The organism is Citrobacter sp. CK194, from assembly GCF_030333395.1.
GTDB classification, from domain to species: Bacteria; Pseudomonadota; Gammaproteobacteria; order Enterobacterales; family Enterobacteriaceae; genus Citrobacter_B; species Citrobacter_B koseri.
On sequence record NZ_JAOWGA010000019.1, the window covers coordinates 318,485 to 335,422 of the forward strand.

Sequence of the window (16,938 nt, forward strand, 5' to 3'; positions counted from 1 at the left end):
CTGTAGGCCCGGTAAGCGTTAGCGCCACCGGGCAAAAAAGGCCGCAATCCGAAGTGAATTTTCTGTTGTGAGAATTCGTTGAAAATCAGGTCCTGATGGGACTTTAACAAGGAATAAAGATCGCCATGTTACTACCCTGGCTAATATTAATTCCCTTTATCGGTGGCTTTCTGTGCTGGCAGACCGAACGCTTCGGCGTGAAGGTGCCGCGCTGGATTGCGCTGATCACCATGGGACTGACGCTGGCGCTTGGCCTGCAACTGTGGTTGCAGGGCGGCTATTCACTGACGCAAGCCGCTGGCATTCCGCAGTGGCAGTCTGAGTTCATTCTGCCGTGGATCCCGCGCTTCGGCATCTCTATCCATCTGGCTATCGACGGTTTGTCGCTGCTGATGGTGGTGCTGACCGGTCTGCTGGGCGTTCTGGCGGTACTCTGCTCCTGGAATGAAATCGAAAAATATCAGGGCTTCTTCCACCTGAACCTGATGTGGATTCTGGGCGGCGTTATCGGCGTGTTCCTTGCCATCGACATGTTCCTGTTCTTCTTCTTCTGGGAAATGATGCTGGTGCCGATGTACTTCCTGATCGCGCTGTGGGGGCACAAAGCCTCTGACGGTAAAACGCGTATCACGGCGGCTACCAAGTTCTTCATCTATACCCAGGCGAGCGGTCTGGTGATGCTGATTGCCATCCTGGCGCTGGTGTTTGTACACCACAACGCGACCGGCGTCTGGACCTTCAACTACGAAGACCTGCTGAAAACGCCGATGTCGCACGGAGTGGAATACCTGCTGATGCTGGGCTTCTTCATCGCGTTTGCGGTGAAAATGCCGGTGGTTCCGCTGCACGGCTGGCTGCCAGACGCGCACTCCCAGGCACCGACCGCAGGTTCTGTTGACCTCGCCGGTATTTTGCTGAAAACGGCGGCTTACGGTCTGCTGCGCTTCTCGCTGCCGCTGTTCCCGAACGCCTCTGCCGAGTTTGCGCCGATTGCGATGTGGCTGGGTGTGATTGGCATCTTCTACGGCGCGTGGATGGCCTTCACCCAGTACGACATTAAACGTCTGATTGCGTACACTTCCGTTTCGCACATGGGCTTCGTACTGATTGCTATCTACACCGGCAGCCAGCTGGCGTACCAGGGCGCTGTAATCCAGATGATTGCGCACGGTCTGTCGGCAGCGGGTCTGTTCATCCTGTGTGGTCAGCTGTACGAACGTCTGCATACGCGTGATATGCGTATGATGGGCGGTCTGTGGAGCAAAATTAAATGGTTGCCTGCGCTGTCGATGTTCTTCGCGGTGGCGACGCTCGGTATGCCGGGCACCGGTAACTTCGTTGGCGAATTTATGATTCTGTTCGGTAGCTACCAGGTGGTTCCGGTCATTACCGTGATCTCAACCTTTGGTCTGGTGTTTGCTTCCGTTTACTCGCTGGCGATGCTGCATCGCGCTTACTTCGGTAAAGCGAAGAGCCAGATTGCCAGCCAGGACATGCCAGGGATGTCGCTGCGAGAGCTGTTTATCATCCTGTTGCTGGTCGTGCTTCTGGTACTGCTTGGCTTCTATCCGCAGCCGATTCTGGATACCTCGCATTCTGCGATGAGCAACATCCAGCAGTGGTTTGTTAATTCCGTTACTACTACAAGGCCGTAAATCGCCATGACAATAACTCCACAACACCTGATTGCGCTGCTACCGCTGCTGATCGTCGGCTTGACGGTGGTGGTTGTGATGCTCTCCATTGCGTGGCGACGCAATCACTTCCTCAATGCCACGCTGTCGGTCATTGGGCTTAACGCCGCGCTGGTTTCGCTCTGGTTTGTCGGCCAGGCGGGCGCGATGGACGTCACCCCGCTGATGCGCGTTGACGGTTTCGCCATGCTTTACACCGGGCTGGTTCTGCTGGCGAGTCTTGCCACCTGTACCTTTGCCTATCCGTGGCTTGAAGGCTATAACGACAACCAGGAAGAGTTCTACCTGCTGGTGCTGATTGCCGCATTGGGCGGTATTCTGCTGGCGAACGCCAACCACCTGGCGGCGCTGTTCCTCGGTATTGAGCTGATCTCTCTGCCGCTGTTTGGCCTGATTGGTTACGCCTTCCGTCAGAAACGCTCGCTGGAAGCCAGTATCAAATACACCATTCTGTCTGCCGCAGCGTCTTCCTTCCTGCTGTTCGGTATGGCGCTGGTGTACGCGCAGTCTGGCAACCTGTCGTTTGTCGCGCTCGGTAAGAGCCTCGGCGACGGTATGCTGCATGAACCGCTGCTGCTGGCGGGCTTCGGTCTGATGATTGTTGGTCTCGGCTTTAAACTCTCGCTGGTGCCGTTCCACCTGTGGACGCCAGACGTATACCAGGGCGCGCCGGCGCCGGTTTCCACCTTCCTGGCGACAGCGAGCAAAATCGCTATCTTCGGCGTGGTGATGCGTCTGTTCCTGTACGCGCCGGTTGGCGACAGCGAAGCGGTACGTATCGTGCTGGGCGTGATTGCCTTTGCCTCCATCATCTTCGGTAACCTGATGGCGCTGAGCCAGACCAACATTAAGCGTCTGCTCGGTTACTCCTCTATCTCTCACCTCGGCTATCTGCTGGTGGCGTTGATCGCCCTGCAAAGCGGCGAGATGTCGATGGAAGCCGTTGGCGTCTATCTGGCCGGTTATCTGTTCAGCAGCCTCGGCGCGTTCGGCGTGGTCAGCCTGATGTCCAGCCCGTTCCGTGGCCCGGATGCCGATTCACTGTTCTCCTACCGTGGTCTGTTCTGGCATCGTCCGATCCTCGCGGCGGTGATGACCGTGATGATGCTCTCTCTGGCGGGTATCCCGATGACGCTGGGCTTTATCGGCAAGTTCTACGTCCTGGCGGTCGGTGTGCAGGCCAGCCTGTGGTGGCTGGTTGCCGCGGTGGTGGTTGGTTCCGCGATTGGTCTCTACTACTACCTGCGTGTTGCGGTAAGCCTCTATCTGAGCGCGCCGCAGCAGCTTAACCGCGATGCGCCGTCTAACTGGCAGTACAGCGCGGGCGGTATTGTGGTTCTGATCTCCGCGCTGCTGGTTCTGGTGCTGGGTATCTACCCGCAACCGCTGATTAGCATCGTGCAGTTAGCTACGCCGCTGATGTAAGCGAAAGCAGAAACGAAAAAACCCGCCGCGGCGGGTTTTTTTATGCCCTGAACGTCAGGACGTTAACTCAGCAACTGACGGCTGACCAGCGGCCCGCTGACGTTTTGCGCGGCGCGTTCCATTACTTCCTGAATCACCGACGACAGTTCGTTGACTTCAAACTTCGCGACATAACCATCCGCTTTAACTTTACGCACATGATCTTCGTTGGCGCTGCCGGAAAGGGAAGAGTGGATCACCACCGGAATCTTCTTCAGGCGCTCGTCGGTTTTGATCTTACGCGTCAGGGTGAAACCGTCCATCTCCGGCATTTCGAGGTCGGTTAGCACCAGAGCGATTTTCTCGCTAATCGGTTTGCCTTCCGTCTCCGCTTCTTTCGCCAGTTGCTGGATTTTCTCCCAGGCATCCTGACCGGTGACGTGCATCTGATGCGGGATCTCCATCGCATTCAGCCCTTTCTCCAGCATGGCGCGGGCAACTTTAGAATCTTCCGCCACAATCGCCACCGCACCCGGCGTGATGTTGAACTTGCTGGTTTTCAAATTGGTGGCGCGCAAGTCGTGATTTGACGGCACGATATCATAGAGAATTTGCTCTACGTCGAGCACCAGCGCCAGGTTGTTGGTCTCTTTGTCTTCATCCAGACAGGCAATGCTGGTGATATAGCGGCCGTTAACCGCTTTCTCGGCGGTATGCACCTGCTGCCAGTCCAGACGCATAATATTCTCGACGGACTCCACCGCAAATGCCTGTACGCTGCGCGCATATTCGGTGATCAGCAGGATGTTAAGCCCGTTCTCCGGTTTACACCCGGCCACGGCGGGCAGGTCGATGACCGGGATCACCTGATCGCGGATGTTGACCATACCTAAAAGCGGGGCTTTCATTCCGGCAGGGCGCGTAAATGTGGGCATTGGCACAATTTCGCGCAGTTTGAATACGTTGATGCCAAATAGCTCCGACTTCTGCTCATGCAGCGATGTGCCGAGACGGAATAACAGCAATTCAAAGCGGTTAGACAGGGTTAAGTTAGCCCTGTCATCAATATCTTTCTGGAAATTATCCATCGCATCCTCAATATGAAAGCCAGCCTTTTCTCTGTTATCGGCACTGAGGAAGAAAAATGGAGCGTTAAACCGTGAAAACGGCGAAATCGTGAGCCAGCGCAGTTGCGGGGAAGATCGCCTGACATTCTGCCAGCAGGCGTTGGCAGCCTCTGTCGTCGTAACGCGAGCTGACGTGAGTAATGATGAGCTGGCCCACGTCGGCATCGTGCGCCAGCTGCGCGGCCTGCCTGGTGGAGCTGTGCCCACGGCTGTTGGCTTTTTCTTCCATTGAGGTATCCAGCGTTGCTTCGTGTACCATTACGTCCACGCCTTTTGCCAGCGTGATGGCCGACGCGCATGGCGCGGTGTCGCCAAATATCGCCACCGATTTCCCGGGCGTGGCTGGCGCGAGAAAATCGGCGCCGTTAATAACGCGACCATCGTTCAGGGTGACGGTTTTACCCGCTTTCAGATCCTGAAACAGCGGGCCGGGCTTCACGCCTGCCGCTTTTAGCGCACTGGCATCCAGCGCGCCGGGCTTGTCATGCTCTTCAATCCGATAGCCATAGCATTCAAGCGGATGCTCAAGCGCAAAGGCGGTCACTTTGCGCAGACCGTCGTCCAGAATTTCGCCGGCGGTAATTTCAACGATCTCCAGCGGATAATCAGTCCAGGAGCCGCTAAGGTGCAATGCGGTTTCGGTGAACTCGCGAATGCCTTTGGGGCCGTAAATCGTCAGCGGCTGTGCGTTTCCCGCCATCGAACGGCTGCACAGCAGACCGGGCAAACCGAAAAGGTGATCGCCATGCAGATGGCTGATGAAAATGCGATCGAGCTTACCCGGGTTGAACGCGGTGTTGAGCATCTGGTGCTGGGTGCCTTCACCGCAGTCGAATAACCATAGCCCCGCCTGCGTCGGGTGCTGTAAATTCAGTAATATTGCCGTGACATTACGCGTGCGGGTAGGAACGCCGGCAGAAGTACCTAAAAAAATTAATTCCATTATTTCATTACACGTTTAAAAAATATTCTGGCTAGTATAAAGCGAATACGTAAAAGGAGCGCACCATGATTCACTGGCAAGACCTGCATCATTCTGAATTATCCGTCCCGCAACTCTATGCGTTACTGAAATTGCGCTGCGCGGTATTTGTGGTTGAACAACAGTGTCCGTATCTGGATGTGGACGGCGATGACCTGGTGGGGGAGAACCGTCATATCCTGGGCTGGCATAACGATGAGCTGGTAGCGTATGCGAGGATTCTGAAAAGCGACGACGAACTGGAGCCGGTGGTGATTGGGCGCGTGATCGTCAGCGAAGCGCTGCGCGGCGAAAAACTGGGGCAACAGCTTATGGCGCAGACCCTGGCATCCTGCGAGCAACACTGGCCGGAGAAGGCGCTTTACCTCGGCGCACAGGCGCATCTGCAATCCTTCTATGCGCGATTCGGTTTTGTTCCGGTGACGGACGTTTATGACGAAGACGGTATCCCGCACATGGGTATGGCGCGTGAGGTTAGCCAGGTGTGATGTTCCGGTTTTGTCTATAGTTAGTGGGAACGTTAATCGAAAGGGAGAGTATAATGTCTTTTCATTCTTATGGTTCACGTATTGATGACGACCTGGAACTTCTGAGCGAAACGCTGGAAGAGGTGCTGCGTTCCTCCGGCGATCCTGCCGATCAAAAATATGTTGAGTTAAAAGCACGCGCAGAACGGGCGCTTGAAGAGGTAAAAAATCGCGTCAGCCATGCGTCTGACAGCTACTATTACCGCGCAAAACAGGCGGTTTATAAAGCGGATGATTACGTGCATGAAAAACCCTGGCAAGGGATTGGCGCAGGCGCGGCGGTCGGCCTGGTGCTGGGACTACTGCTGGCGCGGCGGTAATGTAACCGGGATCGCATTTCCTCCCTAAACGGGGGTACTGCTTTTTCTCCGCTGTACCCCGTATAATGTGAGGTTTTTAACAGGGAGAGGTCCGCGTGCATTCAATCACTACTGCGCTGGAAAATCTGCGACGCCAGTTATCGCAGGAGATACCGGCGGCGCCAGGAATGCGTATTGTTGATGTGCCTTTCCCTCTGAATGATGCGTTTGACGCATTAAGCTGGCTGGCCAGTCAGGCCATCTGGCCGCAATTTTACTGGCAACAGCGTAACGGCGATGAAGAAGCCGCGGTGCTCGGCGCCGTTGAAACGTTCCCCTCTCTCGAACAGGCGCAACGCTTTCTCCGCCAGCATGAATCACAATCCGATTTGCGTATCTGGGGACTGAATGCGTTTGAACCGCAGCAGGGGCATTTGCTGCTGCCGCGTCTTGAATGGCGACGCGCTGGCGCAGTGGCAACGCTGCGGCTGTATCTCTACAGCCCGGTTTCACTGCGTGAAGACGCCGGGCGGGCGATCGCGTTTCTCTCTTCATTAAGGGGCGTAAAGCCGATCCCGGCGCTGCGCCTGCACCTGACGGGCGAGCAGCACTGGCCGGATAAAGCGGGCTGGACCAGCCTGATTCAGCTTGCCACGCAGACTATCGCTGAAGACGATCTCGACAAAGTGGTGCTGGCGCGGGCGACGGATTTGCAGTTTTCCCATCCGGTGAATGCCGCCGCCGTGATGGCGTCCAGTCGCCGTTTAAACCTTAACTGCTACCATTTTTTTATGGCGTTCTCCGCCGGAAGGGCCTTTCTTGGCTCGTCGCCGGAACGCCTTTGGCGGCGACGTGAAACGGCATTGCGCACCGAGGCGCTGGCCGGCACGGTGGCGAATCATCCCGACGACCATCAGGCCTGGCAACTGGGCGAATGGTTGATGAAGGATGATAAAAACCAGCGTGAAAACATGCTGGTGGTGGAAGATATTTGTCAGCGCCTGCAAAGCTGCACCCACTCGCTCGATGTTTTGCCGCCGCAGGTGCTCAGATTACGCAAAGTACAGCATCTGCGCCGCTGTATCTGGACGGCGCTCAATCAGGCTGACGACACGCTCTGTTTGCTACAGCTACAGCCCACGGCAGCCGTCGCGGGGATTCCGCGTGAACGGGCGCGCGCGTTTATTCAGCAACATGAACCGTTTGAACGTGAGTGGTATGCCGGGTCGGCGGGTTATCTGTCTTTACAGCAAAGCGAATTCTGCGTGACGCTGCGCTCGGCGAAAGTCGCGGCGAACGTTGTTCGTCTGTATGCCGGGGCAGGCATTGTGCGCGGGTCTGACCCGGAACAGGAATGGCAAGAGATCGACAACAAAGCAGCCGGGCTACGCACGTTATTACAGATGGAAAGCTAATGAGTCGCACATACACCTCATCCTTCAGGCGGTCTGCTGAATGATTTTGTGTATATTCCCGACTCATATCAATAATCCATTTTTTCTGATCCTTATACTGAGTCGCAATATTGATACCGGACAATCTCATGTCAGTAAGCGCATTTAACCGACGCTGGGCGGCGGTCATTCTGGAAGCACTCACTCGCCACGGCGTCAGGCATGTTTGCATTGCCCCTGGCTCCCGCTCTACGCCTTTAACCCTGGCGGCAGCGGAAAATTCAGCCTTTATTCATCACACGCACTTTGATGAGCGTGGTCTTGGTCATCTGGCATTAGGGCTGGCGAAAGTCAGTAAGCAGCCCGTTGCCGTTATTGTTACTTCCGGTACGGCGGTGGCAAATCTCTATCCGGCGCTGATTGAAGCGGGGCTTACCGGTGAAAAACTGATTTTATTGACTGCGGACCGTCCGCCGGAACTGATTGACTGCGGCGCGAATCAGGCGATTCGTCAGGCCGGGATGTTCGCTTCTCATCCTTCTCAGACGCTCTCTTTGCCGCGCCCGACGCAGGATATTTCCGCGCGCTGGCTGGTCTCCACCCTTGATAACGTCCTGGCGACGCTGCATGCCGGCGCGGTACACATCAACTGCCCGTTTGCGGAACCGCTGTATGGCGATATGGACGACACGGGGCTTGCCTGGCAGCAGAGCCTTGGCGACTGGTGGCAGGATGACAAACCCTGGCTGCGCGAAGCGCGTCGGCTGGAAAGCGACAAACAGCGCGACTGGTTCTTCTGGCGGCAAAAACGCGGCGTAGTGGTGGCCGGGCGCATGAGCGTGGAAGAGGGCAAGAAAGTCGCGCTTTGGGCGCAGACGCTGGGCTGGCCGCTGATTGGCGACGTGCTGTCGCAAACCGGGCAGCCGCTGCCGTGCGCCGATCTCTGGCTGGGCAATGCGAAGGCCGTCACTGAGCTTCAGCAGGCGCAAATTGTGGTACAACTCGGCAGCAGCCTGACCGGAAAGCGCCTGCTGCAATGGCAGGCCGCCTGCGAGCCGGAAGAGTACTGGATTATTGATAATATCGAAGGTCGTCTGGACCCGGCGCATCATCGCGGACGCAGGCTGGTGGCGAAAATCGCCGACTGGCTGGAGCTGCATCCGGCGGAGAAACGCCATCCCTGGTGTGTCGATATCCCGCGCCTGGCAGAGCAGGCGTGGCAGGCGGTTGTCGCGCGTCGCGATATGTTCGGCGAAGCGCAACTGGCGCACCGCATTCGCGACTATCTGCCGGAACAAGGGCAACTGTTTGTCGGCAACAGCCTGGTGGTGCGCCTGATTGACGCGCTGTCGCAGCTACCGGCGGGCTACCCGGTGTACAGCAACCGGGGAGCCAGCGGTATTGATGGTTTGATCTCGACGGCGGCGGGCGTTCAGCGCGCCAGCGCGAAATCGACGCTGGCTATCGTCGGCGATCTGTCTGCGCTCTACGATCTCAACGCGCTGGCGCTATTGCGCCAGGTGTCCGCGCCGTTTGTGCTGATTGTGGTGAATAACAACGGCGGGCAAATTTTCTCTTTGTTGCCGACGCCGCAGAGCGAGCGCGAGCGGTTTTACCTGATGCCGCAAAACGTCCACTTTGAACACGCAGCGGCCATGTTTAACCTCAAATATCACCGCCCGCAAAGCTGGGATGAGCTGGATGCGGCGCTGGCTGGCGCCTGGCGAACGCCGACAACCACGGTGATTGAGCTGGTCGTGAACGATACCGACGGGGCGCAAACCCTGCAACAGCTGCTGGCGCAGGTGAGCCATCTATGATCCTGCGCGCGCAGGCGAACGGTGGTCAGCCGGGGTCTCCCTGGCTGGTTTTCCTGCATGGATTTTCCGGTGATTGCCGGGAATGGCAGCAGATCGGTGAGCAGTTTCCCGACTTTTCGCGCCTGTATATCGACTTGCCTGGTCACGGCGATTCTGCCGATATTCGTGTCAGCGGCTTTGCTGATGTGTGCGACTTATTGCGTAACACATTATTTAGTTACAACATACTTAAATACTGGCTGGTCGGCTACTCGCTCGGCGGCAGAGTGGCGATGATGGCGGCGTGCCAGACTCTGCCGGGTCTTTGCGGGCTGGTGGTTGAAGGCGGCCACCCGGGACTGCAACGCGAGGCCGAGCGTGACGCGCGCCGACGGTCTGACGGTCGTTGGGCGGCGCGCTTTCGCCGTGAACCGCTGCGCGACGTGTTTACTGACTGGTATCAGCAGCCGGTTTTCGCTTCGCTGGATGCTTCGCAAAGAGAGGCGTTAGTCGCGCTGCGCAGCCAGAACAATGGCGAAACGCTGGCGGCGATGCTGGAGGCAACCTCGCTTGCCGTACAGCCTGATTTACGCGCGCGGCTAAATGCGCGCACATTTCCGTTTTATTATTTATGTGGTGAACGCGACAGCAAATTCCGCGCGCTGGCGGCGGAGTTGTCTGTACCTTGCCATATGATTCGTAACGCCGGACACAACGCGCATCGGGAAAATCCCGCAGGCGTGGTGGACAGTCTGGCTCAGATTCTGCGTCTCTGACTAAAGGACACACTATGATCTATCCTGATGAAACAATGCTTTACGCACCGGTTGAATGGCACGACTGCTCCGAAGGTTACACGGACATTCGTTATGAAAAATCCACCGATGGTATTGCAAAAATCACCATTAACCGTCCACAGGTGCGCAACGCATTCCGTCCTTTGACCGTCAAAGAGATGATCCAGGCGCTGGCGGATGCCCGGTATGACGACAACGTGGGCGTTATTATTCTGACCGGCGAAGGCGAGAAAGCCTTCTGTGCGGGCGGCGACCAGAAGGTACGCGGCGACTACGGCGGATACCAGGATGATTCCGGCGTGCATCACCTGAACGTACTGGATTTCCAGCGCCAGATCCGTACCTGCCCAAAACCGGTCGTGGCGATGGTCGCAGGGTACTCTATCGGCGGCGGTCACGTACTGCACATGATGTGTGACCTGACCATCGCGGCGGAAAACGCTATCTTCGGCCAGACGGGCCCGAAAGTCGGCTCCTTCGACGGCGGCTGGGGCGCTTCCTATATGGCGCGTATCGTCGGGCAGAAAAAAGCGCGTGAAATCTGGTTCCTGTGCCGTCAGTACGACGCTAAACAGGCGCTGGATATGGGGCTGGTCAACACCGTCGTACCGCTGGACTCCCTCGAAAAAGAGACCGTGCGCTGGTGCCGCGAAATGTTGCAGAACAGCCCGATGGCGCTGCGCTGCCTGAAAGCCGCGCTGAACGCCGACTGCGACGGTCAGGCGGGTCTACAGGAGCTGGCGGGCAACGCCACGATGCTGTTCTACATGACGGAAGAAGGTCAGGAAGGCCGTAACGCTTTCAACCAGAAACGTCAGCCTGATTTCAGCAAATTCAAACGGAATCCGTAATGCGTAGCGCGCAGGTGTACCGCTGGCAGATCCCCATGGACGCGGGGGTGGTTCTGCGCGACAGGCGGTTAAAAACTCGCGACGGGCTGTATGTCCGTCTGTGCGACGGCGAGCGCGAAGGGTGGGGGGAGATCTCCCCGCTTCCGGGTTTCAGCCAGGAAACCCTGGAAGAGGCGCAGGCCGCGCTGCTGGACTGGGTTAACGGCTGGCTGCAAGGCCAGTCAACGTTGCCTGAAGTGCCCTCCGTGGCGTTTGGCGTTAGTTGTGCGCTGGCGGAGGCGGCGGGGACGTTGCCAGAGGCGGCGGATTACCGCGCCGCGCCGCTGTGTACGGGCGATCCAGACGATCTGGTGCTGCAACTGGCTGATATGCATGGCGAGAAAGTCGCCAAGATCAAAGTCGGTCTGTACGAAGCGGTACGCGACGGAATGGTGGTCAACCTGCTGCTGGAGGCGGTTCCCGATCTGCATCTGCGTCTGGATGCCAATCGCGCCTGGACGCCGCTGAAAGCGCAGCAGTTCGCGAAATACGTCAACCCGGACTACCGTGCCCGCATCGCCTTCCTCGAAGAACCGTGTAAAACCCGCGACGACTCCCGCGCTTTTGCGCGTGAAACCGGGATTGCGATTGCCTGGGATGAAAGTCTGCGTGAAGACGATTTTGTCTTTGCGGCGGAAGCGGGCGTCAGCGCGGTGGTCATCAAACCGACGCTCACCGGAAGCCTGGAAAAGGTTCGCGAGCAGGTACAGGCCGCGCATACGCTGGGACTGACGGCGGTGATCAGCTCTTCCATCGAGTCGAGCCTCGGCTTAACGCAACTGGCGCGTATTGCCGCGTGGCTGACGCCGCAGACCATTCCGGGTCTGGATACGCTAAGCCTGATGCAAACCCAGCAGGTGCGCCGCTGGCCGGGCAGCGCTTTGCCGTGTGTTAGCGACGATGCGCTGGAACGGCTGCTATGAGCCTCCGGGAAATGCCCGATAGCGCAAGCGTATCGGGCCTCCAGCCGTCATCTTTTAATGACTGGCCGTGGCGTCACTGGCGGCAGGTGCGGGGAGATGCGCCCGCCTTACGCCTTAATGATGAAGTGCTAAGCTGGCACACACTCTGTACCCGTATTGACGCGCTGGCGAGCGGTTTTGCCGCTCAGGGTGTCTCTGAAGGCTGCGGCGTGATGCTGCGCGCCTGGAATCACCCGCAAACGCTGCTGGCCTGGCTGGCTTTACTGCAATGCGGGGCAAGAGTCCTGCCGGTTAACCCGCAGCTTCCACAACCGCTGCTCGACGCGCTGCTGCCGGACTTAACGCTCCGGTTTGCTTTGCTGCTGGAGGGGGAGAATACCTTCCCGGCGTTGCAACCGCTGCAAATGCAGCAAGAGGCAGGCGAACACGCCGCAGACTGGCAGCCGACGCGGCTGAGTTCAATGACGCTGACCTCTGGCTCAACCGGATTACCCAAAGCCGCAGTGCATACCTGCCAGGCGCATCTGGCCAGCGCGGAAGGGGTGCTGTCCCTGATGCCGTTTGCCGATGGGGATGACTGGCTGTTATCGCTGCCGCTGTTTCATGTTTCCGGCCAGGGTATTATGTGGCGCTGGTTGTTTGCGGGCGCCCGAATGACCGTGCGTGAGAAGCAGCCGCTGGAAGCAATGCTGCAAGGGTGTACGCATGCGTCCCTGGTTCCCACTCAGCTGTGGCGGCTGCTGGAGAATCCGGCATCGGTAACGTTGAAAGCGGTACTGCTGGGCGGCGCGGCTATCCCGGTTGAACTGACGGAGCAGGCTCGCGCGCAGGGTATTCGCTGCTGGTGCGGTTATGGCCTGACGGAATTTGCCTCGACGGTGTGCGCGAAAGAAGCCGACGGCCTGGGCGATGTCGGCGCGGCGTTACCGGGGCGGGAAGTCCGAATCGTGAATGACGAAGTCTGGCTGCGCGCTGCCAGCATGGCGGAAGGCTACTGGCGCGACGGTAAGCTGATCCCGCTGGTGAACGGCGAAGGCTGGTTCGCCACCCGCGATCGCGGCGAACTGAACGACGGTAAGCTGACGATTGCCGGTCGGCTGGATAATCTGTTCTTCAGCGGCGGGGAAGGCATTCAGCCGGAAGAGGTGGAACGCGTTATCTCGGCGCATCCATATGTTCTACAGGCGTTCGTGGTGCCGGTAGAGGACAGGGAGTTCGGCCATCGTCCGGTGGCGGTGGTGGAATATGACGCGCAGGCCGGGAACGTCGATCTCGCGGAATGGGTGAAAGACAAGCTGGCGCGTTTTCAGCAGCCGGTACGCTGGTTGACGTTGCCATCAGCGCTGAAAAACGGCGGGATCAAAGTTTCGCGCCGGGCATTGCAGGAGTGGGTGCGCGCTAACCGTCCGTAATGTAAGCAACACGGGAGCCGCAGCTCCCGTGGAAACGGTTATTTCGCTTCTTTTAACGCCCGCAGGGCAGCGGCGACGCCCGCGCCATAGTCAGGATGAACTTCGCTAAACAAGCCAATCTGACGCTGCTGAATAAATTCCGGCACATCTTTCATGTCGCCGGCGATGCGCGCGAACATACGCTGATGTTCTTCATCACTCAGCAACTCATACAGCTTACGCGGCTGGCTGAAGTAGTCCGTATCTTCCCGGTGATCCCAGTGCGCGGCAGCGCCTTCGACAGAGAGCGGCGGTTCGCTGAAATCAGGCTGTTCCTGGAAGACGCCAAAGCTGTTTGGCTCATAGGTTGGGCCGTTGCCGCTGTTGCCGTCCACCCGCATCGCGCCGTCACGATGGTAGTTATGGAACGGGCAGCGCGGGGCGTTGACCGGGATCTGCTGATGGTTAACGCCCAGACGATAGCGGTGCGCATCGCCATAGGAGAAGAGACGCCCCTGCAACATACGGTCAGGGGAGAAGCTAATCCCCGGCACGACGTTCGCCGGATTCATCGCCACCTGTTCCACTTCGGAGAAATAGTTTTCCGGGTTGCGGTTCAGTTCCAGCACGCCGACTTCAATCAGCGGGTAATCGCCGTGCGGCCATACTTTGGTCAGATCAAACGGGTTGTACGGCACCTGCGAGGCTTCGGCTTCCGGCATGATCTGCACGTAGAATTTCCAGCGGGGGAAGTTGCCCTGTTCAATGGCGTTGTACAGGTCGCGCTGAGAGCTTTCGCGATCGTCCGCCACCAGGCGTTTCGCTTCGTCATCCATCAGGTTGGCGATGCCCTGCTGCGATTTCAGGTGGAATTTCACCCAGAAACGTTCGTTGTCGCTGTTGATAAAGCTGAATGTGTGGCTACCGAAACCGTGCATAGTACGGTAAGAGAAAGGCAAACCCCGGTCGCTAAAGTCGATAGTTAACTGGTGCAGCGATTCCGGCAGATGAGAGAAAAAGTCCCATTTGTAGGTCGGATTGCGCAGGTTGGTGCGTGGGTCGCGCTTCACGACATGGTTCAGATCCGGGAATTTCAGCGGATCGCGCAGATAGAAAACGGGCGTGTTGTTACCCACCAGATCCCAGTTGCCCTCTTCAGTGTAAAACTTGATCGCAAACCCGCGAATATCGCGCTCGGCATCCGCCGCGCCGCGCTCTCCCGCCACGGTGGAAAAACGCAGGAACAGATCCGTTTTTTTACCGGGCTCCGAAAAGATTTTTGCGCGAGTGTAACGTGAAATATCGTGCGTGACGGTGAAGGTGCCGTACGCGCCTGAGCCTTTGGCATGCATACGGCGCTCAGGGATCACTTCACGATCGAAGTGGGCCAGTTTTTCCAGGAACCAGATGTCCTGTAGCAGCATGGGGCCGCGCGGGCCTGCGGTTGCAACGTTGTTATTATGGGCGACAGGCACGCCTGCTGCGGTGGTGAGTCCTTTTTTGCTCATCTTTATCTCCCGACGATCGTTAGAAAAAATGTTTAATTTCCGTTTAATTTCGGAAACTAATGTAGAAAATATTTGTGAATGAAATATTGATCTCGGGCAATGACTGCTGCGCTAAACGCCTCTTCTTGTAACGTTTAATAAACCTGAAAGGTAGTGTTTAGTTACAATATGTTATTAGATCGCTTTTTTAGCTCATTGATTCTGTTGCGCCTGGCAGTACAATCCTGCGGTTTTGGGGTCTTTTGTTTATTTCTTTGCTGGAAAGGGTGAAAATGAAAAAAAGCATTTTATTAGGCGTTGCCGGACTGTTGTTCGCTTCTGCATCGGCGAATGCGATGAGCATTAGCGGCCAGGCGGGTAAAGATTACACCAACGTTGGCGTAGGTTTCGGTACTGAATCCACCGGGCTGGCGTTGAGCGGCAACTGGATGCATAACGACGACGACGGCGACGCTGCCGGCGTGGGGCTCGGCCTGAATATTCCGGTTGGGCCGCTGCTGGCAACGGTCGGCGGGAAAGGCGTTTATACCAATCCGAACGACGGCGATGAAGGCTATGCGGCGGCGGTAGGCGGCGGGTTACAGTGGAAAATCGGCGACAGCTTCCGTCTGTTTGGCGAGTATTACTACTCTCCAGATTCACTGTCCAGCGGCATCGACAGCTATGAAGAAGCCAATGCCGGAGCGCGCTTTACCATTATGCGTCCGCTGAGCATTGAAGCGGGCTATCGCTATCTGAACCTGGCGGGTAAAGACGGCAACCGTGACAACGCGATTGCCGATGGCCCGTACGTCGGCGTTAACGCCAGCTTCTGATTTTCGGGCGCGGCATCCGTCGCGCCGTTTCCTGTATGCTATCGCCTTCTTTCCCGGTTTGTTTCCTCTGAGTTTCTTACTCCGCCCCAGCGGGCTTTGCGTTATAGTGTTTTCATCATAGAAGCAGGAGAACACGATGTTAAACGTGGAGATGTTATCCACCGGGGATGAAGTGTTGCACGGGCAAATCGTCGACACGAATGCCGCCTGGCTGGCCGATTTTTTCTTTAATCAGGGGTTGCCGTTATCACGCCGAAATACGGTGGGAGATAATCTGGATGCGCTGGTCGCCATTTTACGCGAACGTAGCGAACATGCTGATGTGCTGATTGTGAATGGCGGCCTGGGGCCGACCAGCGATGATTTAAGCGCGCTGGCCGCCGCCACGGCGAAAGGTGAAGGTCTGGTGCTTCATGACGCGTGGCTGGCTGAGATGGAGCGTTTTTTCCATGAGCGCGGGCGGGTTATGGCGCCGAGTAACCGCAAGCAGGCAGAACTGCCCGCCAGCGCCGAGTTTATTAATAACCCGGTTGGCACCGCCTGTGGGTTTGCGGTGAAGCTAAATCGCTGCCTGATGTTCTTTACCCCGGGCGTCCCGTCTGAATTTAAGGTGATGGTCGAGCATGAAATTATGCCGCGTCTGCGTGCGCGTTTTGCGCTTCCTGAACCGCCGGTTTGTCTGCGACTCACTACGTTTGGACGTTCGGAAAGCGATCTGGCGCAGAGCCTCGATTCGCTGCCGCTACCGGCGGGCGTGACGATGGGATATCGCTCTTCAATGCCGATTATTGAACTGAAACTCACCGGCCCGGATGCGCAGCGGGACGCGATGCTGGCGCTATGGCCGGAGGTAAAGCGGGTGGCAGGGCAGAACCTGATTTTTGAAGGGACGGAAGGACTGCCTGCGCAAATCGCCCGTTGTTTGCAGACGCGCCAGCTCAGCCTGACGCTCAGCGAACAGTTCACCAGCGGGCTGCTGGCTTTGCAGCTTTCCCGTGCGAATGCGCCGATTCTTGCCAGCGAAGTGGTGCCTTCCCAGGAAGAGACGCTGGCTCAGACCGCGCACTGGACGACAGAGCGACGGAGCAACCACTACGCCGGACTGGCGCTGGCGGTATCCGGGCTGGAAAACGATCACCTTAATTTCGCGCTGGCGACGCCGGATGGGACATTTGCCCTGCGCGTGCATTTCAGCGCCAGTCGCTACAGTCTGGCGGTGCGGCAGGAAGTTTGCGCCATGATGGCGCTGAATATGGTGCGTCGGTGGTTAAACGGTCAGGATATTGCCAGTGAACATGGCTGGATTGAGGTGGTGGAGTCGTTAACCCTGTAGCCTGATGGCGCTGCGCTTATCGGGCCTGCCGTGGTTTGCAGACCCGATAAGACGT

At 57.5% G+C, this 16,938-nt stretch carries 15 protein-coding genes; 12 read left to right on the forward strand and 3 right to left on the reverse strand.

The window, feature by feature from the left end; all coding sequences use genetic code 11:
* The first annotated feature begins 125 nt into the window (after positions 1-125).
* Positions 126-1,655, forward strand: coding sequence for an NADH-quinone oxidoreductase subunit M (gene nuoM, locus OGX80_RS17660; protein WP_012131500.1), 1,530 nt, complete (start codon positions 126-128; stop codon positions 1,653-1,655).
* A gap of 6 nt (positions 1,656-1,661) precedes the next feature.
* The gene (gene nuoN, locus OGX80_RS17665) at positions 1,662-3,119 is read left to right on the forward strand and encodes an NADH-quinone oxidoreductase subunit NuoN (protein ID WP_012131501.1); all 1,458 of its coding nucleotides are present in this window, start codon (positions 1,662-1,664) and stop codon (positions 3,117-3,119) included.
* 62 nt (positions 3,120-3,181) lie between these two features.
* Here the strand turns inward: nuoN and OGX80_RS17670 are convergent, their stop codons facing one another.
* Entirely contained in the window at positions 3,182-4,186 is a 1,005-nt protein-coding gene (locus OGX80_RS17670) for a chemotaxis protein (protein WP_115181372.1), read from the reverse strand.
* 64 nt (positions 4,187-4,250) lie between these two features.
* Positions 4,251-5,168, reverse strand: coding sequence for a ribonuclease BN (gene rbn / locus OGX80_RS17675; RefSeq protein ID WP_047462347.1), 918 nt, complete (start codon positions 5,166-5,168; stop codon positions 4,251-4,253).
* A 65-nt stretch (positions 5,169-5,233) separates the two neighbouring features.
* On the opposite strand from rbn, the gene OGX80_RS17680 reads away from it, so the two are divergent.
* The 8 genes from OGX80_RS17680 to menE all read left to right on the forward strand — a co-directional run bounded on the left by OGX80_RS17680 (position 5,234) and on the right by menE (position 13,248).
* The gene (locus OGX80_RS17680) at positions 5,234-5,695 is read left to right on the forward strand and encodes a GNAT family N-acetyltransferase (RefSeq protein ID WP_047462350.1); all 462 of its coding nucleotides are present in this window, start codon (positions 5,234-5,236) and stop codon (positions 5,693-5,695) included.
* 53 nt (positions 5,696-5,748) lie between these two features.
* Positions 5,749-6,054, forward strand: a complete 306-nt coding sequence (elaB, locus tag OGX80_RS17685) for a stress response protein ElaB (protein WP_012131505.1) — start codon at positions 5,749-5,751, stop codon at positions 6,052-6,054.
* A gap of 95 nt (positions 6,055-6,149) precedes the next feature.
* Entirely contained in the window at positions 6,150-7,448 is a 1,299-nt protein-coding gene (gene menF / locus OGX80_RS17690; protein ID WP_047462353.1) for an isochorismate synthase MenF, read from the forward strand.
* Between the two features lie 128 nt (positions 7,449-7,576).
* Complete coding sequence (gene menD / locus OGX80_RS17695) at positions 7,577-9,247, forward strand: 2-succinyl-5-enolpyruvyl-6-hydroxy-3-cyclohexene-1-carboxylic-acid synthase (protein WP_047462356.1); 1,671 nt, start codon at positions 7,577-7,579, stop codon at positions 9,245-9,247.
* Entirely contained in the window at positions 9,244-10,002 is a 759-nt protein-coding gene (gene menH, locus OGX80_RS17700; RefSeq protein WP_047462359.1) for a 2-succinyl-6-hydroxy-2,4-cyclohexadiene-1-carboxylate synthase, read from the forward strand. The genes menD and menH overlap by 4 nt, the downstream gene beginning before the upstream one ends.
* 14 nt (positions 10,003-10,016) lie before the next feature.
* A complete protein-coding gene (gene menB, locus OGX80_RS17705; protein WP_012131509.1) occupies positions 10,017-10,874 on the forward strand; it encodes a 1,4-dihydroxy-2-naphthoyl-CoA synthase in 858 nt (285 codons plus the stop codon).
* Positions 10,874-11,836 (forward strand): o-succinylbenzoate synthase, encoded by a 963-nt coding sequence (gene menC, locus OGX80_RS17710; RefSeq protein WP_047462362.1) that lies wholly within the window; start codon positions 10,874-10,876, stop codon positions 11,834-11,836. The genes menB and menC overlap by 1 nt, the downstream gene beginning before the upstream one ends.
* Complete coding sequence (menE, locus tag OGX80_RS17715) at positions 11,833-13,248, forward strand: o-succinylbenzoate--CoA ligase (protein ID WP_101744040.1); 1,416 nt, start codon at positions 11,833-11,835, stop codon at positions 13,246-13,248. Before menC ends, menE begins: the two co-directional genes overlap by 4 nt.
* Before the next feature lie 38 nt (positions 13,249-13,286).
* On the opposite strand, the gene OGX80_RS17720 is transcribed toward menE, so the two are convergent.
* On the reverse strand, positions 13,287-14,735 hold the full coding sequence (locus OGX80_RS17720) for a catalase (RefSeq protein ID WP_047462365.1): 1,449 nt from the start codon (positions 14,733-14,735) through the stop codon (positions 13,287-13,289).
* A gap of 272 nt (positions 14,736-15,007) precedes the next feature.
* Between OGX80_RS17720 and OGX80_RS17725 the strand changes: the two genes are divergently transcribed.
* Both OGX80_RS17725 and OGX80_RS17730 read left to right on the forward strand, forming a co-directional pair.
* Entirely contained in the window at positions 15,008-15,550 is a 543-nt protein-coding gene (locus OGX80_RS17725) for a YfaZ family protein (protein ID WP_047462367.1), read from the forward strand.
* Positions 15,551-15,686: 136 nt separating this feature from the next.
* Positions 15,687-16,883: a nicotinamide mononucleotide deamidase-related protein YfaY gene (locus OGX80_RS17730; protein WP_012131514.1), complete on the forward strand. Its 1,197-nt coding sequence runs from the start codon at positions 15,687-15,689 to the stop codon at positions 16,881-16,883.
* Positions 16,884-16,938 lie beyond the last annotated feature (55 nt).

Bases quoted from the DNA above. Each gene is read 5' to 3' on its own strand.
- nuoM (WP_012131500.1), top strand. From the start codon at position 126: ATGTTACTACCCTGGCTAATATTAATTCCCTTTATCGGTGGCTTTCTG.
- nuoN (WP_012131501.1), top strand. From the start codon at position 1,662: ATGACAATAACTCCACAACACCTGATTGCGCTGCTACCGCTGCTGATC.
- OGX80_RS17670 (WP_115181372.1), bottom strand. From the start codon at position 4,186: ATGGATAATTTCCAGAAAGATATTGATGACAGGGCTAACTTAACCCTG.
- rbn (WP_047462347.1), bottom strand. From the start codon at position 5,168: ATGGAATTAATTTTTTTAGGTACTTCTGCCGGCGTTCCTACCCGCACG.
- OGX80_RS17680 (WP_047462350.1), top strand. From the start codon at position 5,234: ATGATTCACTGGCAAGACCTGCATCATTCTGAATTATCCGTCCCGCAA.
- elaB (WP_012131505.1), top strand. From the start codon at position 5,749: ATGTCTTTTCATTCTTATGGTTCACGTATTGATGACGACCTGGAACTT.
- menD (WP_047462356.1), top strand. From the start codon at position 7,577: ATGTCAGTAAGCGCATTTAACCGACGCTGGGCGGCGGTCATTCTGGAA.
- menH (WP_047462359.1), top strand. From the start codon at position 9,244: ATGATCCTGCGCGCGCAGGCGAACGGTGGTCAGCCGGGGTCTCCCTGG.
- menB (WP_012131509.1), top strand. From the start codon at position 10,017: ATGATCTATCCTGATGAAACAATGCTTTACGCACCGGTTGAATGGCAC.
- menC (WP_047462362.1), top strand. From the start codon at position 10,874: ATGCGTAGCGCGCAGGTGTACCGCTGGCAGATCCCCATGGACGCGGGG.
- menE (WP_101744040.1), top strand. From the start codon at position 11,833: ATGAGCCTCCGGGAAATGCCCGATAGCGCAAGCGTATCGGGCCTCCAG.
- OGX80_RS17720 (WP_047462365.1), bottom strand. From the start codon at position 14,735: ATGAGCAAAAAAGGACTCACCACCGCAGCAGGCGTGCCTGTCGCCCAT.
- OGX80_RS17725 (WP_047462367.1), top strand. From the start codon at position 15,008: ATGAAAAAAAGCATTTTATTAGGCGTTGCCGGACTGTTGTTCGCTTCT.
- OGX80_RS17730 (WP_012131514.1), top strand. From the start codon at position 15,687: ATGTTAAACGTGGAGATGTTATCCACCGGGGATGAAGTGTTGCACGGG.